The organism is Sphingobacterium yanglingense (genome assembly GCF_004363245.1).
In the GTDB taxonomy this organism is placed as follows: domain Bacteria; phylum Bacteroidota; class Bacteroidia; order Sphingobacteriales; family Sphingobacteriaceae; genus Sphingobacterium; species Sphingobacterium yanglingense.
This window is the reverse complement of the sequence record NZ_SNYV01000018.1, coordinates 252,262-275,988: the sequence shown is the minus strand read 5'-3', so window position 1 is coordinate 275,988 and position 23,727 is coordinate 252,262. Positions and strand designations below refer to the sequence as shown.

The window sequence follows — 23,727 nt, the reverse complement described above, 5'->3', positions numbered from 1 at the left end:
CATGTTAACGTTACCGTAAAAAGGGCAAAAAAAACGCGATGCATTATCTTATAACCAATCAGACGTACTAACTACGCTTGTTATTTTTAACTATTAAATATTTGATAAAAGGTTTACAATAATACTAATGTAGAAAAAGCATTAGTAATGGACAAATTTATTTTTCAATTTTATAAAAATACAGCACCTCCCTTATCAGGCTATAAATAAATTGGGATATGCAGCATTTACCTCTTTTCTGTGTGTAACAGCAATTGTTTATGTGTTGCATGTCCTAAAAGGCACCTATCGCTATTTGCCTACCAATTGTAGACCAGATAAAGATTGAATATATTAGCAGTAGATAAATAATATCTCATGTAACATAGAAACAGTAGATAATGAAACTGAGAGATGATAAATTAAAAGATATAGTCGATTGGTCAGAGAAAAATAGAGCTATAAGGGCTGTTCTCTTGACTAGCTCCCTCGTCAATCCCCTGGCCCCTGTCGATGAGTTAAGTGACTTAGACATAGAACTGGTTTTTGAGAATAACAGTGATTATATCGCAGACAAAAGTTGGATATGCAATTTTGGATCTCCTATCGCTATAATAGGAGAAGATGAAAGTAGTTTTGAGAACAAACATGCTATAACTATGGTGTTGTACGAAGATGGTATCAAAGTCGATTTCAAACTGTACAGCAAATCAAATTTCATAGCAGAGACCCAACTAAGTAAGTTGCCAAAAGACTGGGACATAGGTTATGAAGTACTGATTGACAAGGACAAGCTAACAGAATCTATGCATAAACCTTCTTTTGAAGCTTCTATCATTAAGAAACCATCGAAGCAAGAATTCGAACAACTTATTTATGACTTTTGGTGGGACATCACCTATGTCGCTAAATCATTGGTCAGAGACGAAATATTTTACGCGAAGTTCACATCCGAAACTATTATCCGTACGGAATACCTCACTCCTCTTATCGAATGGTACATTGCGAGTGCGCATAACTGGTCGATAACAACCAACAAACAGGGGCGGTTATTTAAAAAGTATCTCGATTCGGACATCTGGCTAAAAATAGAACAAACCTTTTCTGGAAGTAATCTGACAGACAACTGGAATGCACTATCAGCAATGACGAACTTAGTCGCCGAAATAGGATGTGAGTTATCTACTAGGCTGGGATACTCCTACCCCCAGAAATTGGAAGAGAATATACTACTGTATATAAAAAAATTAAAGCCGTGAAAACTCCACCTCGACGGGAACTAGACCGAAGCAAAAACATTGAAGGATTTTATATATTTGCTTCAAGAAGCAGAAAAAAGTTAAAGACATTTAGAAAAAAAATCCAATGAAGGTTATAGGTAACATTATCCCGACCCTGTTTATTTTTTTAAGCTTTATGTCCTGCAAGAAAGTCAAGCCATTGGGAAGCCAGTATTTTCTCGATGGCAACGAGATTGTTTATCGTTATGAGTCTTCCGGTCCAGGCTTCCCTAAGTTGCCTTGGGATAACAAGTACAAGCCGGTAAATGCGGACAAGGATACATTTACCCCATTACAATGGACAGGGTATGCAAAAGATAAGCGCCACTTTTTTTATCGGGGAGATGTAATCTCCAATATAGATTATGCTACCTTTGAAATCACGGATGATGTAAAGACTGATTACGAATCAATCGGTATCGTTAAAGATCAATACCGTGTTTATAAGTTTAGAGAACCTTGGAGTTCTATTGAAGGTGCTGATCCAAAAACTTACCGAATCGCAGATAACCTCAAAGGAAATGGTAACTGGTTCTGGTACAAAGATGCGCAGAATTATTTTGTGAATGATACGCTCATGTCCGTAGATTATGATTCTTTCAGATCAATCGATGAGGATAGTAGATTCTATATAGACAAGGACAACATCTATTGGCTTAAATCGGGTTACAAAAATACTTCTTTAGAAAAAATTCCTGCACCAGGATTAATCAATAGCCAAATTGTGTATTCTAACCGAGTACTTCAAACTCCTAGCGCCCTGTACTACGTCACTAAAAAAGAAGAATTTACCAAGGTACAGGTAGAAAACCCTTCTAGTGTAAAGTTCTTCCCTCCCGATAACATCTATATGATAGTGGATCGCCAAATATACTGCGAAGGCGAGCTATTAACGGGGGCAGATTTCACTACATTTTCGGTGTACCAATATCCAGGAAATAGCGGGTATACTGCCTATGCCAAGGACAAGAATAAAGTATATTACCGAAATGAAATACTCGAAGGAGCTGATCCTAAATCTGTTCGACTGACTGATAGGTATATGGAAGATGATACCTATAAATGGACACCGGACCTCGGCAGCGCTAGTGTTATCATCAGAAAGACCGCTAAAGAAACCACGACGAGATAGTATCCTGATCACTATATGAGGTCGTGTATAAGCCTTCCAAAAAAGTAGTTTAATGGGGACTATTAATGCAGACAGCCTCTATTAAACCGATTGGCTGTCTGCATCACAAAATATTAAGGCAACCTATCAAAGTCAATATTAGGTACTTTACTCCTGTTATTCAGCTCGAATTTAGTGCCTGGAACAACGGATGCATTAAAGAACCCTCCGTTTTGTAGGAAATAGCTATCTGCAATCACCCCACCGATAGCGTCGACCCGTTGATGGGCACGATAGGTATTGTCGACACTGAATGATGCCGATTGGACTGCCTTCCACTGCCCATCATAGACCCACTGATTTTTAAACTGTACCTGTCTACCTAGATATCCTTGTTCTGGAATAAAGTTTTCCAAAAAACTATGAAATCTTTTTAAATAGGTATCTGTTTGGGGGCGTTTGAAACTAGCGATTAAGCTCCACTCATTTTGCTCCGGCTCAAAGAACCAGGCGGTGTAATCTGTATTACCCTGACCATCGGGTACTCCTTTTAATAGAAATTTATAGGTTTGGCCGGATTTCCACTGATACTTGCGATAGCTCTGTCCTCCAGATCCCTCGTTACCAAATTCTCCTGTCCGCACTTCCTTTCCTTTTTTCAGTAACTTGATTTTCTGCTCATCCGGAATACTGTGCGGATCGTCAGTATGGAACGGACTCCATACAGAAAATAAGATCCTTCTTTCTGATTCGGAGTTGACCTGTATTCCGAAATAACCTTCACCAAAACCATTAGCCATAAAATAAGAACCTACTTTATCCTCCCCGTTTGGCACGGTTATCTCATTGTAGTAATAACTGATATTTCCATCACTAGGAATATTATAATTAATATGACAGGATGGCCCTCTACGTGCCCAATAATAATACTCTGGATCATTGGCAAACAACAGTTCTTTTTTACCTTTTTCCTGTGATACCAGTAAATGCGATATATTTCCAAACGTATTGCCTCTCTTGTGCAGACCTTGCAAATCTACGCGTACGTATCCAGGTTCCTTTATTTCAATTTGTAGTTCTTGATTTTGCCTTTCACTTCCTAAATCGACCGTTTTCTCCTGTCCCATTGCCATCATTTTTACGCTTGAGCTATTACCGTCCCTGCTTGCAGTCTGTAACCTAATTCCTATTTTTCCAGGCTCCTGCACTCTAAAGTAAATCGAAGCAATTGAATGTTGATCAGTCCAATCTATTAAACCATTTGTACGTGAAATCTGAGCACCACTCCCTTTTGTTATAAACGCGTTTCCAGCCAAAGGTACCTGTTGATCATAGGTAACTGTTCCCTGGTTATTCTGTCCGTATACTAATCCAGTCAAGCATACTGATGCGGACGTTAACAATACATATAAAAATCCTTTTCTATCCATTCAAACTAGCCTTTTCCGTAAAGATAGAAAGTTAAGGGGAACTATCCCTATACCAGAAAAAGTCAATCGATTGTCTAATATCAAGCGGTTTCTCTATCCCGTGGACTATGTAATGAGCTACGGTAAGAGATTCCCCATTTTGCGATTTCATCTATAATCGGCCCCAAGGTCTTACCATACTCAGTAACCTCATATACTACTGTGATGGGTTTGGTCTGTTGTACTGTTCGAGTTACCAAGTGATTTATCTCCATGTCCTGTAATTCCTTTGATAGCATTTTAGAACCAATCCCCTCTACCTCTCGCAACAAATCCATAAAGCGCATTCTATCCGTTTCTAACAAAGTGCCTAGAATATGAAACTTCCATTTGCCTGAAAGAATCTCCATCGTGTCTTTGATGGCGGTTATCCTTGTTTTACAGATCTCACTATGATTGACAGATAATTTCTTTTTCATATATCATGGTGTATTATTATTCATTTTATGACCTTACAAAAGTATGGAACATCACAGTACTTCCCAAAAGGAAAGTAGTTTCCAAAAGGAAACCAATGCAGATTGTACAGTGACTTTGACTTAGATTTGCGGACATAAAATCAAACAAAACGACATACAAAATGAAAAAAACGTTTATTTTAGCATTCGCAGCCGCAACACTATTTGTTTCTTGTCAAGGTTCGGCTGGTGATAAAACAGCAACAAACAGCCAACAAGAAGTAGCAGAACAAAAAGGAACAACATATGTATTGGACCAAGATCAAAGTTCGCTAAAATGGACAGGGTACCATAAAGGTGGTTTCGACCCAAGATTTGGGACATTAAAGACTGAAGGTACGGTAGCTGTAGAGAATAATGCAATCACAGGTGGTTCTATTACCATTGACATTACTTCGGTAGCAACTGACGAAAAATCGATAGACCTAGCCAAAACAGGAGGCAAAACAGCAGCTAACCTAGATGAGCATCTAAAAAATGAAGATTTCTTCCAATCTGACAAGTTCCCAACGGCTAAGTTTGAGATTACAAGTGTTGCAGCTTTTGACAAAGCCAATGATAAAAGTGTGATCGAAGGAGCTACCAATGTTATCAGTGGTAACCTAACTATTAAGGACAAAACTGTAAACGTCACATTTCCAGCAAAGGTAGATATCACAACCGACACTGTGCATGTAGTATCAAAATTCACGATCAATAGACAGGATTGGGGATTGACATACGGAACAGATGGAGATCCTAAAGATTGGGTTATTTCCCAAGAGATTGATATCGAATTGAATATACACGCAAAAAAATAGCACCAGAATACTATTCTCTACCTAAAAACAAGGTAGAGAATAGTATATAACTGATTAAAAAGCACCACTCTCCCTAAGAAATTATAAGACCACTCAATGGCTATTTAAGGGCTGACAAGTTATCAAGATGCTATTGCCATTAGTTCCAGTAAACGATCCTGTACAATCGTCTCTCATCGAAGGATAAGCTCGTTACTTCATAAAACTCATCGATATCCGTCCACTCTATCCTACGTAAGCGATATCGGTAATAACAGCGCAATCTTACAAAAACATATCTATCTCCTCTCAACTGATAGCTTCAGGGTTGTCTGTTTCATGTATTGTAAATAAATGAATAATCAGTGTTTCTAAGGGCAACTTTGAAAATATTCTACACTTAATTCTATATCTTCGCAACTATCATGAAAAAAGCAACAATTCTACTCATACTATTAGGCAATATGCTACTGCTCCACGCACAAAGTAATGTGGAGTATAAGGGAGTATCGATTGCGAATGGAGATTTTTTATTCTTCGGAGCACAAGCTCAGAATCTATCGGGAGCAATAAACCGAGTAACTCAACTCAAGGATAGTATTTCTTTTTCCCATATCGGACTCATAGAAGTTATAGAAGGTGTTCCCTATCTTCTACATTCTATTGGAAACAAAGGGTCTGTAAAGGAGTCTTTAGATAATCTAACAAAATATGGTAAAGGCCAACAATATGTGGTATATCGAATCGATAGCATCCATAGCCACGCAATTCCTAGAGCTATGGAAATAGCACATGAGATGCTTGGAAAGCCTTATAACTGGAGTTATAAATTAAATGACAGTTCTTACTATTGCTCTGATTTTGTAGAACGGGCTTTTCGACCAATAGGATTGTTTAAATTGGAGCCCATGACCTTTAAGAATCCTGTGACAGGTGAGTTAGATGAATTTTGGGTAAAGTTTTATGCTAAGCAAGGACTAGAAGTACCTGAAGGTGAATTAGGATGTAATCCAAATGGCCTAGCTGCCAACCCGAACATACATCGTGTCGGCACGCTGCAGACTACAAAATAACGCCTTATATATTTTTCGCTGACGGTCGTAAAATGCGACCGTCAATGAAAAATAGTTCTAACCATTCAGCATCTTGACAGCCAATATATGCTTGCATAAGCCTCTTTTGCCCTGGTGATTTGTAAACCAATTGCAGGTACATTGATGTCTATCCTGTTGAATAATAACCGTATGCTGCACCCCTGATCCATCTACGCGTGCTTCAATATATTCGGCTGCATTTTTAATGAATTGAACACCTTCAGTAGCCACCAGTTTCTTTGCATTTTTTAATCTCGGGTTTAACGCCAAAATACGTTCCATCTTAAAGGGAAGTCGCCTATAGTAATGTTGATGGCTATGTAAATCGTAGCCCAGTAAACCTATTGATGATAGTGAAGCAGACAACGTATCCATTGTATCGAAGTCTACGTCATGTTCAATAGACAACATGGTCGGGTCGAATAACTCATTAGATTTGAGCAATCCATTGACCGCATGTATCCACTCGTCAGGTACAGCTTTAATCATATTTTCTAGCACATTCCCCTCTCCCGAAAACCCACGATAATTATCAGGAGACAAAGCCAATGTAAGTCTCATTTTACCAAAATCGGCTACAAATGCAGCACTTTCACCCTCCTTTTCCTGATAAACAAATAGTTTGTCAGCGTATGTTAGAAGCCCTTCTAATAGGCGTAATCGCTGTATACCGCCAACACGAACGGCATCACTTGTACTAATCGGTGAAAAGATAAACCTATTGGCACGTTTAGTAAGGTAAAATTCTCCTTTGGCATTACCTTTGGGTATTCCTTGGAACAATTGGATTAACTGTATCTTATTCAGTTCGAACTGCATCTCCATACCAGCCAAATACAATTGGACTGAAGTTAGTCCTTTGATCCAACGCGGAGGTAGGGTTACTTTCTTTTCAGTAACCTTGGCCTTGTCGGTACTGATTGCTACTTCTTGACTTCCCACTCCTAGCACCATCTTTTCCGTTTTCTTTACGGCATTTAAAGCGTTGAGCATAGGTTCATTGAAATCCACATTGGTCGTACCACTCGCAATAAACTCACCATCGATTGCATCTTCCAACAAATCTAATCGGGCATACACTCCATTACAGGATGAGAATCCCTCAAATCGAATCTGGTTAGTACCAGCTGATACTATTGGATCCCTTAGACTAGGTGGAATCGGTCCAAAACTTGAACGGACCACTTTTGATAAGGTCAACAGACATTTGGATGTCAATAAGGGATCAGTCAGACTGCCCCAAAAGAAACAAGGTACGCTAGCTACCTCAACTAGCTCAGACTGGTGCGCCAATACGAGTTGTTGTATACCCGACTGTTGGGTCAACTGGGAATTTCGTGCGTAACTGATTGCTAAATCCTGTTCGGCCATAATGTTATTTTTTTATCTTCTTTAAAATAGGCTGTAAACTCTTATACGCTTCAAGTTGTTCTAGCACGTTATTTAACTCAGCAGGGGTATTATACTGTTCTTTGGTCATCAAATCATAGTAATACTCAATGATTTTCTTAAAATTTGTCGGCATCTTTTCCGCTAGGGTATAGTTCATCAAAGTTGCATCCAAAAGTTTTAAGAGCGCAGAATTATGCTTGGAAGAGATATCCCGACACTGCTCAAGTCCCTCTACGAAACGACCTATCGGCCCATAACCGTGACTTAATAAAGCTCCTAACTGTTTACCTACTATTGCTGTATCCAATCTATTCTCGTTGATAGTAGCCAATAGTACTTCTACAGCCATAACACGTACTTCTTTCTCCTTATTGAACATAGAGCTTGCTAAATACAGATTTGACTGCTCATCTAACTTAAAAAAGGCATATAACATCTGCTTTAAGTAGACAGCAGGAGCTTTCCCTCCGATATCACTTTTACTATTAAAGCCCAAGGTGAGGAACATGGAAAGACTTTCTGTATTCTGGGGCATCAAACTATGCAAATATGGAATATCCATTTTATTGAGGTAGTAAGCGGCAAATGAGTTTTTACCTCGGCTATAGATATCTTTATGATATAAGAATGTATCTACGCCCTGTTTGAAGGTCGGAAGCATATAACTCAGCTCATCACCATTGTACACCTGTTCGGATTTTTTAGTCACATAATTGTATCCATTATAATAAGTCGGCTCTATGGTCAACACCGGGCGAAAAGGCTTGGCTGCAAATGGAATATCTTTTAAAGGCTCCTGCTCAAACTCCTCAAAATACTGATCAGGATAATGCGTACGTGCTACCGTAGCCCAAACACCAAGCCAAAGAAGTTCGGCCGAATCCTTCGACGAGATCAAATTCTTTAACCATGATCGTTGTTGGATTTTGATTTCTTTCTCAAAGCCTAAGGCATAGTTCAAGACTTCCTGTACCTGGGGTTCTTTTACCTGTTGTATCAAATCTTTGACCTCCGCCATCTCTTCGCGCACGGTACGGCTCAGCGCTATAGACAAATCCAATAAATCAATATCTACCCCAGCTTGCTGATAGGCCAAAATACGCTGGACCAATACCACTGGAGCAATCCAAAAAGGTTTATGGGTAGGCAAGCTCAACAAAGGTAACTCCACACCTGCTATAAGATGCCGCTGCAACTGTTCCATCTGACTTCCCATAAGGCCAATCCATTTCGAATAATTGGCATTGCGATCTTTGTTATGATAAACAGTTTTAGGTTTATAATACATGTTCAGGAATACACTCGAGAAGTGGTCGAAACAGGCCGACTCTCTATAGATACTGCTCAACTGTTTGATATAGGGCTCGAGCTGTCTTTTGTAATCTGCTGGAAAAGTAGGTGTGTATTGTACCCAGGCGTTCATCAAAACTTCTATTTCTATGGGATCTGTACCTCCAATCACCTCTCCTATCTTAAAGAAAATATCATTCCAGGTCTGTGGATAGGCAAAGATTTCGGTCAAACAGTTGACCGGCGCTGGTTCAAATTCGTACTTTTCATTCTCCTGTCCGGTCAGTACAGCTAATATCTCTTCTTCAGAGAAGGTTTCTCCCTGCAGTAAAGGCTGTAGATCGGTAGCTGTTGCTCCCATCATCTGAGGTCTATAGGCTTGCAACTTGGCAGCAAGATCATCCGTAGGTTCTTTTTGATTTTTTAAGATAAACTTAGCGGTTCTCTCCTGTAAGGCCAAATCCGGTATCATAAATAAATCCGCAGCAAGTAGAACAAACCGTTCCTGCAACTCTGGATATTGCTTGAGCAGTCTATCAAATTGAATCAAAAGTGTTTTAAGACTAGCTTTGACATCATTCCGCATAAAAATACCTTCGGCCCAATCCAAAAAATCAGTCATCTGGAAATCGACATGGGTAAAAAAAGGTTTGAGGTAGTCGACTGTAAAATTAATAACTGCACTGTGTTCGGCATGTAGTAAAGGGAAGAACTTCTGCTGATAAGTCATCACCTCTCCTTCGGCTAATTGAAGTCGATCGATAAGCTTTCTAAAATAACTCTTTAGATTGTTGTTCCAATTTTTGGTCTGTGCTTCTAAAGCGCCTGTAATTACTAAATCACGGTCAATCTTACCGGTATCCAATAACGTCATGAAGACTTTGTCCCAGGTCAATTCATTGACCGTATTTTGATAGTTATAGTCCCAGTATATACCATGAATGCCTGACTCAAACTCAAAAACCAAGGGAATATCCCGTCTGATAGTCAGCTCATCCTCTGTCAATATCTTAAAAAGTTTATGAGACTCATGATAGTTAAAACCGGTGATAGCACTTGCATAGAGTTCTGGTTCGAATACGACATACCCTAGGCTCTCCAAATGACGAAGACTCTGATAACTAATCCGCTGCCACTCGTTACGTTTTACCGCTTGCAACAAATACGCGCCTAACCAGTCAGGTCTAGCATAATCAAGTATCTGACTCACATCAGAACTCTTGGCCTGCTCTAGAAGCTCATGAAAAAAGTCCCAACTACCTACATCCGAACCAGAAAAAGTCGCTAATGCCAATAATTTTACAATACGTTGTTGTTCTTTGTTACCTCTAGTCCCCCAGTTATACTGTGCTTTCTTACTGTAAACAGGATCTTTTGAAAGGTCACTATAATCTACCCAATAACGTTTTGCTGAACGAATTTCCTTTTTAAGCACCTCCAAGTTCCCTGTGGCGTATTCTTTTAGAAAAGGAATGATATCTCCAACCTTACCGTCACTAATCAGCGCTTTCATCGCTGCCACAGCCTCCTCTTTGCGCTGTGCACTCGCTGTTGGTTTACGAGTTGTAGCAGTCTTCTCTTTAGGTTCTACAACAACACTACCATCTTCTGAATATCCCTTCTTTGTCTTTTCAGCAATTAATTTTTCAGCATCTTTTAAACAGGCTTCTTCAGAGTCGAAAGTTTTACTTTTACTTTGCCCCGAAGTACCGTTACGTCCATAGGTAACCGTATGTGTAGCCCCCTCTGTCTGTATTTCCCAAAATTTATCAGATGTACCGTCTATGTATTTTAGATGCTTAAACATAATATCTTAACGTATAATCGAATTTCTATTTTATTATTGAATTAAGGAGTAACCGTAAGACTTTGGACAAACAATTGTCATGCCATTGGCCTTCACACCCGACAAAGTCTATATCTGACTATACCGTAAGAAATGAGCAAATCGAGTAGCACAATTATCAAACACCTGCCTACCAAACCTTTGATATGGAAAGATAGGAAATTAAAAATAGCACAGAAGATAAAAAAACAGAAACCTTCATTTTAAGAGCGAAGAATTTCCGCTCTGCCTGAGTTAGTAAAGATACATTTCTCTCATCCGAACAAGATCCACCCCTAAAACATCTTCTAAATAACTTTCGACTGTACCATACTCCTTCTTCATGTAGCTAATTCCCGACTGTAAATACTCGGGTTTGACGGTCAATAGTGGTTCTAAATTAGGGTATTGATCGACATATTTCTTATACTTATCCGCTAAAAAAACTCGCGACTGCATATAATCGTTTAAGACCGATTCTTCATCAACTCCAAGAGCAAACAAAAAAAGCGCTGCAGCCATTCCGGTTCTGTCTTTTCCAGCCGAGCAATGGAAGGCCAAAGGCAAAGACGCTTGATTTTGCAATAACGCGAAGAACTCCTGATACTGTTTAATGCTCATTTGGTCTGAAAGCAGCTCTCTATTCAAGTCCATCATGATAGTGTCGAGTTGTTCCTTTTGCAGGCTAATCAACTCCGACAAAGAGGATATGGACAAATTGCCTGGCGCTATAGTAAAATTATATACTTTAGCGCTATCGATGACTTTACTTGGTTCTTGGATTCGCTCTTCCTCTGTCCGAAAGTCAACTATACTGACCAACCCCAAACTGTGTAAATACCGGAGATCGTCAGCTGTCAAATGTGCCCAATCTCCCGTACGAAATACTTCGCCCCATTTTATATACTTCCCATCCGAAGTTTTTATACCTCCTAGATCTCTAAAGTTATATCCTCCCTTCATGGGCAATAAACGTTCGGCAAGAATAGTAGAACCATTAGAAGTCACTAGTTGAAAATAAGACCGATATAAGGAACTCTCCGGAAGGACAAGCTCTCCCTTGCCTTCTCCTTGGAGTATCGGTTTGGAAATATCAATGCTACCAACGGATTTCCCTTCATATAATTTCCACTTGCCTACCACATCGAGCATCAATTTAGGCTCATTCAAGTCTTTATTTCTCATTATAGTTACTTTTTCTGTTAAGTCCTCTCCCGAATAGCCAACCTGCTGCTGATTACATGCTAACAGGCCTGCAAGAATTGATAATATACAAATTAGTTTTTTCATGGCATTTTTTATCGTGCACTACACTGAGGCTGCAGTCTACAATAACTTGAAGATAAGCATTTCTGTTCATATAGTTAACCATCGGTATTCTCTAAATTACAACCTATCGAAAATCATCCTCTCCAAAACCAACATACCCCTCCAGATAAAAAGCAGAATAAGGGCACTAGTTATCATCATGTTATTTTATCTTTGTCCTCAACTATTTTTTTTTGCATGAAATTATTGAAAGACCGTATCCTGAGGGATGGCAAGAGCTTTGAAGGAGGCATACTAAAGGTGGATAGCTTTATTAATCACCAAATGGATCCGATATTAATGAAATCGATAGGCGTAGAGTTTGTGCGTCGATTCGGTCATTTACCTATTAATAAAATTGTGACCATCGAGGCTAGTGGCATTGCACCGGCTATCATGTTGGGATATCTTTTGGAGCTTCCAGTAGTCTTTGTTAAAAAAGCTGTACCAAAAACGATGGAGAATATGTTGACTGCCTCTGTCTATTCTTTTACCAAAGATAAAACCTATGATATCTGTGTAAGTCGTGACTTCCTAACTGCAGATGACCGAGTGGTATTCATCGATGATTTTCTGGCTAATGGCAACGCGGCTATCGGTGTCCACGAACTAGTCGAGAAAGCTGGAGCACAAGTGTTAGGTATGGGATTTATTATTGAGAAATCATTTCAACAAGGTCATCTACGTTTGCGCGAATTAAACATTCCTATCGAGTCCCTGGCACGTGTCAAGACTTTAGGTAACAATAAGGTCGAATTTGAAGATTAACAAAAAATCAAATACTATTTCTTTCCAAAAGATCTTGATGTATTATACCGTCTATGCAAAGTATATATCATGTATGGTATGCGGGAAGAATTCATGACCTATGCTCCCATTTATGTCCAGGAATTCCAAGAACAAGATTTTATGTGGAACGACGAATTTATGGCTATCAAGGAGCGCTATCTCCCCGAGTTATAACAAAATGATCCGGAAGAAGTCGCTTATTGATTAAATGGTTTTATAGACAGTGAACAGGAAGAAGAATGGATTTTCAGTATTACTATTCAGGTTTTACGCGATATATCCGAACCGTATCCAAGCCATTGTCATTGAGTGCCTTGACAAAGTCCTGAGTCAAGTCAATTAACTTACCAGTGCGCACGTCAAACACCCAACCATGCAATGTGACTTGATGACTTAGTATCGCGTTCTGTACCTCAGGAATCTTCACTAGATTCAAACATTGCTCAGCAACATTGAGTTCTACAAGCCGGTCATACCGCTCTCCTAAATCCTCGATCGCATTCAATTGCTGATGATGTATACGGTACACATCTCTAATGTTACCTAACCAAGGATTAAGAATCCCTAAATGCTCATGCTCCATCGCGGACTTAACTCCACCACAATTGTAATGCCCGCAGACAACAATATGCTTTACTTTAAGATGACTAACTGCATATTCAATTACACATTTGGAATTCAAATCTGTATTAGGAATAATATTAGCAATATTTCGATGGACAAAAACCTCTCCCGGCTCGACTCCCATCAATTCCTCGGCCGAAACCCTACTATCGGAACATCCGATGTACAGAATCTCTGGGGATTGCCCAGCTGCAAGTTTTTCAAAGTATCCCGGATCTATAGCTAGTTGCTTTTTAATCCATTCTTCGTTGCTCTTAAAAATGTTATTGATATCTGTCATAAATGATTGTTTTGGGTGATACTATTAAAATACTTATATTCTTTTTTTGACAATAGAGGAGATTATTTCCAAGATCGTAGGAAAAGGTAACAGGAACTAAATAGGTAGAGACATTTTTGAATTCATTCATATGACTTCGTTTATGCAACTTGAATATACAATTTTTATCCTATAACCACATAATAGCCTTGCAGGATATTTTTTTTAAAAAAGTGAGTTCAGTAAACACCAACCTCGAAAGTTTTCTTAATAAAAGAAACGGAAAAACTTTTGGGCACGCTACAAATCAACCTAAATAAAAAAACAAACACAAAAAACTTAATTGTTAGATTTATCTAATTTATTTAATAACTTTGTCCATAGAAATAGTTTTACAAGATTGTATATTAATGTGTGTTATGGACTTGACAGCATTACATAAAGGGCAAATAGCAGAAATTAAATGCATAAAGGAGGGCTGCCCCTATGAAGTGAAACAGCGTTTACTAGATTTAGGCTTTGTTGCTGAAGCTAACATCCGCATTCAGAACATAAGTCCTTTGGGAGATCCCATAGCCTATGAAATCCATCGTACGCTGATCTGTCTAAGACACGATGATGCACGCTATGTACAGATTGAAATAAAAGAAGGGAATGATAATGAGTAGTGCATGTGATAATTGTGAACTAAACCCAAACGCCAGTCTGAAAAGGTTGGGCGAAAGTACAGGGAATGTACACTATACCATAGCTTTGGCTGGGAATCCCAATACAGGGAAAAGCACCGTTTTTAACGCGTTGACAGGCCTCAAACAACATACTGGCAATTGGCCCGGAAAGACGGTGACCCGAGCAGAAGGAAAATTTGCATATCAAGACGAAACCTATAGAATAATCGACCTCCCAGGCACCTATTCACTACTATCTACATCAGAAGATGAAGAAGTAGCCCGGAATTTCATCTTATTTGGCAAACCCGATGTCACGGTAGTCGTCGTCGATGCCAGCCGGCTAGAGCGTAATTTAAGCCTTGCCCTACAAATTCTAGAAATAACGGACAAGACAGTTCTCTGCCTCAATCTTATGGATGAAGCCTCTCGTCATGGTATACATATCGACATTCGAACTCTTTCTAAAGATCTGGGAATCCCAGTAGTGGCCACTAGTGCTCGAAAAAAAGAGGGAATCACTGAACTACTTGCAGCTATTCGTCAGGTTGCAGAAGGAACTTTCCGTACAAAAAAACAACAGTATGTACGATTGACTGGAGACACCGGCAAAGCAGTAGAAGATATCAGCAGTCGATTGTTAGAACTCGATCCAGACCTTCCTAATGTGCAATGGCTAGCCATGCGACTTATAGAACATGACAAGCATGTCGTGGCTGCACTGACAGGTGGAGACATTTCTCCTCTGATCGATGGTCCCCATAGCGCAGAAATTGTGCAGGCAGCAAAAAAATACCGCAGTAAAATCGGAGACGATTATCGAAATAAGGTCGTCGAGGCCATCTATGCAAAATCTAACAAATTGGTTAGTGACACCGTATCCTCCGATTCCTCTACTCGATCATTTCGTATTGACCGGGCAATCGATAATGTTGTAACCCATCGTTTCTGGGGATTCCCCATTATGTTCCTATTATTAGGTCTTGTACTTTGGATTACTATCATCGGTGCAAATTATCCCTCAGAGCTACTTTCTGGTTTATTATTAGAAAAGGTATACCCGATATTGAAAACGGCCGCTTCAATGCTACATTTCCCCTGGTGGCTAGAAGGCTTTTTGATCGATGGTGTATATCTTGCTACAGCTTGGGTCATTGCTGTCATGCTCCCCCCCATGGCCATCTTCTTCCCCCTTTTTACGCTGCTCGAAGATTTCGGTTATCTACCCCGGGTGGCTTTCAACCTAGATAACCTATTCCGAAAAGCTGGTGCACATGGCAAACAAGCATTGACCATGAGTATGGGCTTTGGTTGTAATGCTGCGGGAGTTGTCGCTACCCGCATCATCAATAGTCCAAGGGAGAAATTGATCGCAATCATTACCAACAACTTTTCCCTTTGTAATGGGAGATGGCCTACACAGATCTTAATCGCATCAATTTTTCTTGGCGCTTTAGTGCCTAAAGAATGGGCCGGAACGGTCTCCATGCTTGCCGTTGTATTCATAGCTGTGCTGGGAATAGCTTTTACCTTTTTTACGTCGTGGTTACTATCCAAAACACTCCTGAAGGGAGAGTCTTCCTTCTTTACACTGGAGCTTCCCCCCTACCGTCCACCCCGTTTTTTCCAAACGGTATATACCTCATTATTGGACCGCACCCTTATCGTTCTCTGGCGAGCTATTGTATTTGCAGCACCTGCTGGCGCTGTCATATGGTTGATCTCTAATATTGATGTTAATGGACAATCAATTGCACTATGGATGATTGAAGGCTTAGATCCTATCGGTATCTTCATCGGTCTGAATGGTGTGATCCTGTTAGCTTATGTTGTTGCTATTCCGGCAAATGAAATCGTCATACCAACCATAATGATGCTCACAACAATGGTTCTAGGCAACACCGCTATGGGACATGGTGCTGGGATCATGTTTGAAGCTGGAGATGCAGAAATCGCAACACTATTGCATACCGCAGGGTGGACTACATTAACAGGCATCAATCTAATGTTGTTCAGCCTATTACACAACCCCTGTAGTACGACTATATATACCATATACAAGGAAACAGGAAGTCGCAAATGGACGACTGTAGCAACCCTACTGCCAATCTTATACGGTGTGATTGTATGCTTTCTTGTTGCGCAAATTTGGCACCTCTTTTCATAGAAAATGAAACTTTAAAGACTTTGAAATTAAGTGGTATAGAAATTCAATGCTTGGTAAATGTCAAATATTTAGTACATTTACGTTCCATTCGTCTTTCACGAAACTTAATTTCTACTTATGGTTTTTGGAATATTTGAAACACTCACATTCGCCTGTTTAGTACTTCTTTTAGGATTTTACATCGTTAAGAAAGTAAAGTTTTTTAGAGATTATAATATCCCAGAGCCTGTTGTAGGAGGCTTTTTGATAGCTTCCCTACTCTATCTAGCCCATCATTTCTATGGCTTAAGCTTTCAATTTGAAAGCTCACTTCAAACCTCTATGATGTTAATCTTTTTTTCTTCTATTGGCTTGAGTGCGGATTTTGCCAAACTAAAAAAAGGAGGTAAACCTTTATTGATTTTTATTGGCGTGACAGGAACATTCATTTTTTTACAAAACTTATTCGGAGTTTCTGTTGCCAAATTAGTGGGATTAGACCCGAGTTATGGTTTAATTGCGGGTTCCATCACACTGACTGGCGGTCATGGTACCGGCGCCGCTTGGGCCGAAAATCTGACGAAGACGTTTCATATTGAAGGAGCTATGGAATTGGCCATGGCCTGTGCAACTTATGGATTGGTTATGGGCGGCATCATCGGTGGACCTGTTGCTAATTTCCTATTAAAGAAAAACAAAATCAATCCTTCTCCTCAACCGAAGGGTGATGAAGTGCCAATAGAAGCTTTTGAAAACCCTGAGTCTAAACGTCGTATGAATGTCCATAATGTAATAGAGACGCTCACTATGCTTGCCATATGTGTGACGGTAGGTCAGCTGCTTTATGAAACGATGAAGGGATCAGCTTTGGAACTCCCAAACTTTGTATGGAGTTTATTGATTGGCGTTATAATACGAAATATTCTAGCGCACACAAGTTCCTACATCGTCAATGACCATGCTGTTGATGTCCTGGGAAATACAGGGTTATATCTATTTTTGACTGTGGCATTGATGTCACTACAACTATGGCAGCTTTCCGGGTTAGCAACCCAAGTCGTCATTGTATTACTGTTGCAGACATTGATGATGATTCTCTTCGCCATCTTTGTAACCTATCGTGTAATGGGTAAAGATTATGATGCTATTGTACTCAGTGCAGGACATTGTGGATTTGGATTAGGGGCTACACCTACTGCCATTGCGAACATGCAAGCCATAACGCACCGCTACGGTGCTTCTCATAAAGCGTTTTTAATTGTCCCGATGGTAGGTGCATTCTTTGTTGACATCATTAACAATGTCTTTATTAAGTTGTTTGTAGGCCTTCTTTCCATGTAAAACTACGGCAAACTAGAGCAAAGAGAGTTTTCCTATCAGTCTTAAACTTTTTCCCCTATCAAATGAGATACAAATCAATATACGAATCGCCTTCTGTAGACAGGTATTGTTATTTACGGGTGGCCTCTGGGCTATCTCCCAAGACAGAAGAAGCCGCGACTATAGGTCTAAAAAACTCACTCTGTTGTGTTATTGTCATAGACCAAGAGAATAACAATGAAGTTATTGGTATGGGAAGACTTGTAGGCGACGGCGGCTGTCACTGTCAGGTCGTAGATATCTGTGTACTACCCGAACACCAGAAAAAAGGTCTCGGAAAACTTATAATGCAAATGTTGGCGGATTTCATGGAGAAAGAACTACCCGCATCATGTTACATCAACCTTATTGCAGACGGCGATGCCTTTCTACTTTATAAACAATATGGTTTTGAGCCAGTATGGCCACAATCAAGGGGGATGGGCAAAGTAAAAGGAAAGGATTAAGAGACCTTATGCAGGGCTCTTAATCCCTTAATCAGCTATTTCCACCAGTAATAGTAATTGTGCGCACCGTCATATTGAAATCCACAACGCGGATACAAGCTATTGCCAATATCATTTGTCTTCTCTGTCTCTAGCATCAAACCACAGGCTCCCGTTTCTTCACACCATTGCTTACTCCGATCGATCAGAGCTACAGATAATCCCTGACCTCTATAATCGGGGTGCACAAACAAATCACTCAATAACCATTGTCTCTCTAGCCTCGTGTAGTGAAATAATTTATACAATTGAGCAAAGCCAACTGCCTTCCCGTCAACAATCGCTAAAAAAATATCTGATTCGCTATTTAAAAATCGCTCTCTCAAAAATGTCTTTCCTCTCTCTACATCGGACTCTTGTCGATAGAAAATTCGGTAAAGGTTGAATAATTCGGCAGTTTCATCTAGTTCTTCCAAACTCGCTTTCTTGATGTTGTAACTCATTACTTTTTATAATTTAAATGTTGGTCGCAAAAGTATTTTTTATCCAAATCACCTAGATGGTCCAGTTCTTAAAAAACACCTAATCCAGCATTTATTTTATAAAGAAGCATCAGTCAGTAGACTATAGGACCCTATCAAAAACTTTTTGTTCTTTGCACAGGGTAAAATCATTTTTTAGATAGAATAAGTGGCTTCCTGTCCGGACGACATTACAACGCACCCTAAGAAAACCAGCTTCTTTCTTACGTGCCCAAGCGACTGCTTCTCTAATCAGAGCCGCCCCAACACCATGTCCTCTGATTTTATCATCAACAACTAGCCCAATAATCTCAACTCCATAATCCGTTTCTAGACTTATAGAATAATTGGCCTGTATCCAACCAACCACTCGTTCATCAACAGTAGCCACAAGCACTATTATATCTCGATTACTGAGCAATATCGAAAGTCGATTCTCTACAGTGTTGAGCTCAGCAGGATATCCCAATTGGTCGACTAAATTCATTATTGCCGGGCCATCCGACAATTTTGCACTTCGTACTTCCATACATTTAAATATTTTAGCTTACTTATTTTTCACTTCATCTTTCTTCGCTAACGATTTATTCCAATCGTAATCTTCCAGGATTTATAAATATACATTTTTAAAGATACCAGTCGTTTTTGTCGATGCAAATTGTGATAAATCTGCACATTTTTGGATATTTGTGTATGCCGTTATTCTTTACCTTAGACAATATTTATAATCTCTATAAAATCGATCCTTCAAAAACGATCGATGGGATGGTTATTCTTGACCAGAGTAACCAGCCAAACCGAGAATATGAGGATCATCGGCACCAATTCGATGGTCTGTTATTGAGTTTTCTGATAAGAGGGACAATGAAAACTAGAATCCACTTTTTAGAATATGACATTAATCCAACTGATATTGTTGTTATACTTCCTCAACTCATGATTGATGTTCAATCGGCCAGCGAGGATGCAGAAATGATCACGATTGGCCTTTCTCTAGACTTCATAGCATCGTTTCCCAACTTACGGGAGTTTATAATGAATGATGAAATTAGATGGCATCCAGTCATACAGCTAAAGGATGAAGATCGAATTTTACAGCAAGAGTTGCTTTCCCTTTTGCAAAAAAGTTACCATAAGAAACCGAGTTCAAAAAAGAAAGAGTTGCTACAACATCTTCTTTTCGCTCTCATCAGTCTGATTTCTGAGGCCTACTCCACACATATTGAACGTAAAGAACGCTCAAAAAACAGGACCCATGAGATTATCGATGACTTTTACGTCCTTATTTCAAAATACGCAATCGAACAGAGAAGCGTCAAATTTTACGCAGACAAACTGCATCTGACTCCACAGTACCTATCCACCTTGTTAAAAAAAGCAACAGGAAAATCAGTCTTGCAGTGGATTGACCACATTCTTCTTATGCACGCTAAAACATTGCTCAAATCAACCAATATTTCGATCAAAGAATTGAGTAATCAATTACACTTCGCTGACTCAAGTTTGTTCTGTAGATATTTCAAGCGACATACGGGAATTTCTCCAAAGTCGTTTAGAAATGCATCCTAAGCTGGAATTGGCCACGATTAAATAGTTACCTAAATATTTAAAAAATGATTTTCAAACATATTTTTAAAGTCACGTTAAGTTGGCTCAACAATGCCCAACCGCTAACAAAAAAGATATACAATAAAACTCATCGGATTAGTATAACGGACAAACCAGACTTGATGGTGTCTGCAGCCAAGGCTTTCAAAGGTGACCCTACACTATACAATCCCGAAGATCTCTTATTGAGCAGCTTAGTTTCGTGCCATATGATGTCCTACCTATACATATGCGGACAACATAATATCGAGGTACACTCCTATACAGATCAGGCTGAGGCTACACTAGAAACCGAACCTGATGGAAGTGGTCGATTCACTAAAGTGATGTTAAACCCGATAGTCGTCATATCAGACCCCTCCAAAATAGAATTGGCACTATCATTACACAGCAAAGCCAACAAATTATGTTTTATAGCCAATTCCTGTAATTTTCCGGTCACACACCATGCAACCTGCAGTCTATCCTAATTTTTGTTTCAAGGCGATCCAAAATCCGATGCTAGCTGTCCATAGCCTGAATCTGATCGTCACTAAATCCCTGTAATTTGTCCAATTCTTCGTCCGGCCATTGCAACAGGTCCGCCAAGAGAAAAACTTGTGGTTCTTTCTCGTTGAGGGAATCTACATTATCCAATAGCGTTCCCTCTATTCCTTGAGGTTCGCCATCTTTTAGAATTTGATAGCCTTGTTCCACCCATTTTTGTATCTGTTCTCTTTTCATAGTCATTTTCTTTTAAAATAAAACCATAAGAAAAACTATGTCTGATCAATCGCCCTACTTAATGCCTTCTTCGCAACTAAACTATTGGATAAAATTAATCTTTCCTCCAGCCAACCGCTTTTGTTTTCGCTCCGATGGGTTACCATATATATCGATTATCCCACCTGCACGCGTCTGGGCATCCACTGTTTTCCCTACATTAACTTGACATTTGCCGCCTGCATTCGTTCGTATGTAAGCATAGTCAGATAACAGGTCTTTGGCTTCATACTGTCCTCCAAAAGTACAGTTTACCGTTTGTTCTTGCACCTCTCCTTCTAAAGTGATACTGCCTCCGGCTGTACTCCAGGCTTCAAGTGATCCCGCATGCACCCGAATAGCTATACGTGCCCCTTCATTGGCCGACAGGTAAATAGAATCCGCCTCCAACTCATGATCATCGGTATTTACCTGAGCCCCTTTTCGGGCAATAATACTAGAGAGATTTGTAGTATACAGACTAACATCCACCTTGTTCCCCTGCATAATAGCACTCGTCGTCATCTTTAACCGCAGTACATCATCTGTCTGTATGAGCTCCAGTTGCCCAGCATACTCTCCTTCTATAACAATCTTATCCTGCTCACCTGACAGTAGCCGCACACGGATTTTGTCCGTGACATCAAGCTCCCTAAAAGCAGTCAACGTTCTCGATAACTGCGCCTGTCCCTGAAAAACAGCACAGGTTCCTAATAGAAATATTAAAAATAATTGTTTCATAAGTCTTATCTACCCAATTGAATCAGTTCCTGTTCCGTATACATCTTTGCTCCCTTTAAATAACTAAACAACAACCCTTTGGTCTCACTGTCATTCAATTTGTAAAGGTTACTAACCAGAAAGTCTTTATCTTGCTCTATGTTGTCACGGTACCCCAAATATGTAGGAATGTAATACTGTATACACAAACGTATAAAACGTAACTCAACATTGTTGGGTTCTATCTTTATCTGCTTTTCAAGCATTCTCTTTCCGCCATTAAAATAGCTCATTTTCTTCAGGGGATTGCCTGTATGCTTCGCCATAAACATATGAAAAGCAGCCTCATAACCTTTTTCCAATGGGCTTTTGGCGTGCTTTTCGAGCGCCTCCAGATGACGCTCACAGAGTTCTTGATTTTTAACCCCCTTGTTAAAGTCTTTACGCACCTCATCCAAATTTAGATGTTGTCCTTTGGCTAGCAGCACAAAATTGAAGATTCCGATACAAAGCAAAATTCTTTTCATATTCAAGCAATTACTAAGTGAGCCAGAGGCTCGGTTTCTCATTTAATCCTCCCTCTAGCGGGGAGAACCAAAGTATGACTTATAATGATTACTCCCGTTAAATTACAAAAAATGAGCCAAGTATTCCCTAAGAAAGAAAGTAACTTTTACAAAAAATATGACATTAAGATTTGCTTCTTGATTTTACCTGGGTGATATAAGGTTTCCATACAAGTAATTGGCTACCTCTTCTAAAAGTACTGGTTCATCATCTTCAAAGACTTGCTTACAGCCATTTGTGATGACAACTACGCCAAATCGCTCTTGGGGTTCAAAAAACATAGCACTATATAAGCCATAGGCCGAACCTGTATGGCCAACCATCGTCTTTCCCTTTACAAACGTTTTGTTTTCACGCAAAGCCAAGCCATAGCCTGCGTCCTTATTTACAGGAGTCTGCATGATTTTCGCCGACGACTTTGAAATTAAACTGACGCCATTTGACTCGCCATAGTTCATATGCATTATCATATAACGGGCTAGATCCTCTGCCGAAATCTTAAGTCCTCCTGTTGGCGAAAAAACAGGGGTGGTATAGCCAAGTGTATAGTTACGTATCTCCTCACTCCTTGGTGCATAGGCAGCTGGCTGCACCTCGAATTTTTGATTTTTTGAATCATACTCATAGATTTTGGCAAAAGCGGTATTATCCAATGAATCTATACAATACCCTCCTTTCAGCTTCAAAGGAGTTAGGATCTGCTTCTTTATATGATTATCAAATCTAACCCCGACAGCTTGCTCCAACGCAGCCCCAGCCATATTAAAGTTTAGATTGCAGTATTCATACTGGCTTCCTGGTTCATAGGCATTATACCCCTTCTTCCATTCAGGATTTTTAATCGGATTGATAGCATCAAGATTAAAATAACCATTTTTATCACTAATACTAGACGTATGTGAGAGCAACATTCTCAGCGTAATCACCTTATTCGGAAAAAGAGGATTTCTGACTGGAAACCCTATCAGACTCCCGAAATCATCATCCAAAGAGACCTTCCCTTCATCTACCAACTGCATCCATGCTGTAGCCGTGAAGGACTTGGATATGGATGCTATTCTAAATAGATTGTCGACCGCACTCAAGGGAGTCTTCACTTCCAAATCGTTATACCCCACGGCGTCGCTATGAATAATCTTTCCATCTTTGACCACCACATAAGCGACTCCGACAGCATTATAACGTTTTGCAATGCGATCAACTTCCAGTTTTATACCCTGCGAGAATGCAGTTGTAAACACACTGATAAAAATTAGTAAGGCTGTATATCTCATATTTAAATTGATTTTGATTA

The 23,727-nt window shown here is 39.7% G+C and carries 23 protein-coding genes; 11 read left to right on the top strand and 12 right to left on the bottom strand.

Annotation, left to right across the window (positions count from 1 at the left end; genetic code table 11):
* The first annotated feature begins 380 nt into the window (after nucleotides 1–380).
* Together CLV99_RS20925 and CLV99_RS20920 are read left to right on the top strand one after the other, a co-directional pair.
* A complete protein-coding gene (locus tag CLV99_RS20925) occupies nucleotides 381–1,238 on the top strand; it encodes an AadS family aminoglycoside 6-adenylyltransferase (protein WP_133586461.1) in 858 nt (285 codons plus the stop codon).
* A gap of 106 nt (nucleotides 1,239–1,344) precedes the next feature.
* The gene (locus CLV99_RS20920; protein WP_133586460.1) at nucleotides 1,345–2,391 is read left to right on the top strand and encodes a DKNYY domain-containing protein; all 1,047 of its coding nucleotides are present in this window, start codon (nucleotides 1,345–1,347) and stop codon (nucleotides 2,389–2,391) included.
* A 113-nt stretch (nucleotides 2,392–2,504) separates the two neighbouring features.
* Here CLV99_RS20920 and CLV99_RS20915 read toward each other — a convergent pair whose 3' ends face one another.
* Nucleotides 2,505–3,800, bottom strand: coding sequence for a DUF3472 domain-containing protein (locus CLV99_RS20915; RefSeq protein WP_133586459.1), 1,296 nt, complete (start codon nucleotides 3,798–3,800; stop codon nucleotides 2,505–2,507).
* Nucleotides 3,801–3,880: 80 nt separating this feature from the next.
* Nucleotides 3,881–4,258: a winged helix-turn-helix transcriptional regulator gene (locus tag CLV99_RS20910; RefSeq protein ID WP_133586458.1), complete on the bottom strand. Its 378-nt coding sequence runs from the start codon at nucleotides 4,256–4,258 to the stop codon at nucleotides 3,881–3,883.
* Between the two features lie 161 nt (nucleotides 4,259–4,419).
* Here CLV99_RS20910 and CLV99_RS20905 point away from each other — a divergent pair, with 161 nt between their 5' ends.
* Together CLV99_RS20905 and CLV99_RS20900 are read left to right on the top strand one after the other, a co-directional pair.
* Nucleotides 4,420–5,097: a YceI family protein gene (locus CLV99_RS20905; RefSeq protein WP_133586457.1), complete on the top strand. Its 678-nt coding sequence runs from the start codon at nucleotides 4,420–4,422 to the stop codon at nucleotides 5,095–5,097.
* A gap of 404 nt (nucleotides 5,098–5,501) precedes the next feature.
* Nucleotides 5,502–6,149, top strand: a complete 648-nt coding sequence (locus CLV99_RS20900; RefSeq protein WP_133586456.1) for a YiiX/YebB-like N1pC/P60 family cysteine hydrolase — start codon at nucleotides 5,502–5,504, stop codon at nucleotides 6,147–6,149.
* A gap of 57 nt (nucleotides 6,150–6,206) precedes the next feature.
* On the opposite strand, the gene CLV99_RS20895 is transcribed toward CLV99_RS20900, so the two are convergent.
* From CLV99_RS20895 to CLV99_RS20885, 3 genes are all read right to left on the bottom strand, one after another.
* A complete protein-coding gene (locus CLV99_RS20895; RefSeq protein ID WP_211348597.1) occupies nucleotides 6,207–7,541 on the bottom strand; it encodes an SWIM zinc finger family protein in 1,335 nt (444 codons plus the stop codon).
* Between the two features lie 4 nt (nucleotides 7,542–7,545).
* A complete protein-coding gene (locus CLV99_RS20890) occupies nucleotides 7,546–10,659 on the bottom strand; it encodes a DUF6493 family protein (protein ID WP_133586455.1) in 3,114 nt (1,037 codons plus the stop codon).
* A gap of 273 nt (nucleotides 10,660–10,932) precedes the next feature.
* On the bottom strand, nucleotides 10,933–11,967 hold the full coding sequence (locus CLV99_RS20885) for a tyrosine-protein phosphatase (RefSeq protein ID WP_133586454.1): 1,035 nt from the start codon (nucleotides 11,965–11,967) through the stop codon (nucleotides 10,933–10,935).
* Nucleotides 11,968–12,183: 216 nt separating this feature from the next.
* Between CLV99_RS20885 and xpt the strand changes: the two genes are divergently transcribed.
* On the top strand, nucleotides 12,184–12,753 hold the full coding sequence (xpt, locus tag CLV99_RS20880; protein WP_133586453.1) for a xanthine phosphoribosyltransferase: 570 nt from the start codon (nucleotides 12,184–12,186) through the stop codon (nucleotides 12,751–12,753).
* Nucleotides 12,754–13,030: 277 nt separating this feature from the next.
* Here xpt and CLV99_RS20875 read toward each other — a convergent pair whose 3' ends face one another.
* Nucleotides 13,031–13,678: a carbonic anhydrase gene (locus CLV99_RS20875; protein ID WP_133586452.1), complete on the bottom strand. Its 648-nt coding sequence runs from the start codon at nucleotides 13,676–13,678 to the stop codon at nucleotides 13,031–13,033.
* Between the two features lie 398 nt (nucleotides 13,679–14,076).
* On the opposite strand from CLV99_RS20875, the gene CLV99_RS20870 reads away from it, so the two are divergent.
* The 4 genes from CLV99_RS20870 to CLV99_RS20855 all read left to right on the top strand — a co-directional run bounded on the left by CLV99_RS20870 (nucleotide 14,077) and on the right by CLV99_RS20855 (nucleotide 18,297).
* Nucleotides 14,077–14,325, top strand: a complete 249-nt coding sequence (locus CLV99_RS20870; RefSeq protein ID WP_133586451.1) for a FeoA family protein — start codon at nucleotides 14,077–14,079, stop codon at nucleotides 14,323–14,325.
* Entirely contained in the window at nucleotides 14,312–16,492 is a 2,181-nt protein-coding gene (gene feoB / locus CLV99_RS20865) for a ferrous iron transport protein B (RefSeq protein WP_211348596.1), read from the top strand. Before CLV99_RS20870 ends, feoB begins: the two co-directional genes overlap by 14 nt.
* A 117-nt stretch (nucleotides 16,493–16,609) precedes the next feature.
* On the top strand, nucleotides 16,610–17,812 hold the full coding sequence (gltS, locus tag CLV99_RS20860; RefSeq protein ID WP_133586449.1) for a sodium/glutamate symporter: 1,203 nt from the start codon (nucleotides 16,610–16,612) through the stop codon (nucleotides 17,810–17,812).
* Nucleotides 17,813–17,874: 62 nt separating this feature from the next.
* The gene (locus tag CLV99_RS20855; RefSeq protein WP_133586448.1) at nucleotides 17,875–18,297 is read left to right on the top strand and encodes a GNAT family N-acetyltransferase; all 423 of its coding nucleotides are present in this window, start codon (nucleotides 17,875–17,877) and stop codon (nucleotides 18,295–18,297) included.
* A 35-nt stretch (nucleotides 18,298–18,332) separates the two neighbouring features.
* Here CLV99_RS20855 and CLV99_RS20850 read toward each other — a convergent pair whose 3' ends face one another.
* Nucleotides 18,333–18,779, bottom strand: a complete 447-nt coding sequence (locus CLV99_RS20850; RefSeq protein WP_133586447.1) for a GNAT family N-acetyltransferase — start codon at nucleotides 18,777–18,779, stop codon at nucleotides 18,333–18,335.
* Between the two features lie 121 nt (nucleotides 18,780–18,900).
* Nucleotides 18,901–19,326: a GNAT family N-acetyltransferase gene (locus CLV99_RS20845; protein WP_133586446.1), complete on the bottom strand. Its 426-nt coding sequence runs from the start codon at nucleotides 19,324–19,326 to the stop codon at nucleotides 18,901–18,903.
* A 164-nt stretch (nucleotides 19,327–19,490) separates the two neighbouring features.
* Between CLV99_RS20845 and CLV99_RS20840 the strand changes: the two genes are divergently transcribed.
* Nucleotides 19,491–20,366: a helix-turn-helix transcriptional regulator gene (locus CLV99_RS20840; RefSeq protein WP_133586445.1), complete on the top strand. Its 876-nt coding sequence runs from the start codon at nucleotides 19,491–19,493 to the stop codon at nucleotides 20,364–20,366.
* A gap of 44 nt (nucleotides 20,367–20,410) precedes the next feature.
* Nucleotides 20,411–20,875, top strand: coding sequence for an OsmC family protein (locus tag CLV99_RS20835; RefSeq protein WP_211348595.1), 465 nt, complete (start codon nucleotides 20,411–20,413; stop codon nucleotides 20,873–20,875).
* Between the two features lie 31 nt (nucleotides 20,876–20,906).
* Here the strand turns inward: CLV99_RS20835 and CLV99_RS20830 are convergent, their stop codons facing one another.
* The 4 genes from CLV99_RS20830 to CLV99_RS20815 form a co-directional block, all read right to left on the bottom strand.
* Entirely contained in the window at nucleotides 20,907–21,128 is a 222-nt protein-coding gene (locus CLV99_RS20830) for a hypothetical protein (RefSeq protein ID WP_133586444.1), read from the bottom strand.
* Between the two features lie 81 nt (nucleotides 21,129–21,209).
* Nucleotides 21,210–21,887: a head GIN domain-containing protein gene (locus CLV99_RS20825; protein WP_133586443.1), complete on the bottom strand. Its 678-nt coding sequence runs from the start codon at nucleotides 21,885–21,887 to the stop codon at nucleotides 21,210–21,212.
* A 5-nt stretch (nucleotides 21,888–21,892) separates the two neighbouring features.
* Nucleotides 21,893–22,393: a hypothetical protein gene (locus CLV99_RS20820; RefSeq protein ID WP_133586442.1), complete on the bottom strand. Its 501-nt coding sequence runs from the start codon at nucleotides 22,391–22,393 to the stop codon at nucleotides 21,893–21,895.
* A 183-nt stretch (nucleotides 22,394–22,576) separates the two neighbouring features.
* Nucleotides 22,577–23,707, bottom strand: coding sequence for a serine hydrolase domain-containing protein (locus CLV99_RS20815; protein ID WP_133586441.1), 1,131 nt, complete (start codon nucleotides 23,705–23,707; stop codon nucleotides 22,577–22,579).
* Nucleotides 23,708–23,727 lie beyond the last annotated feature (20 nt).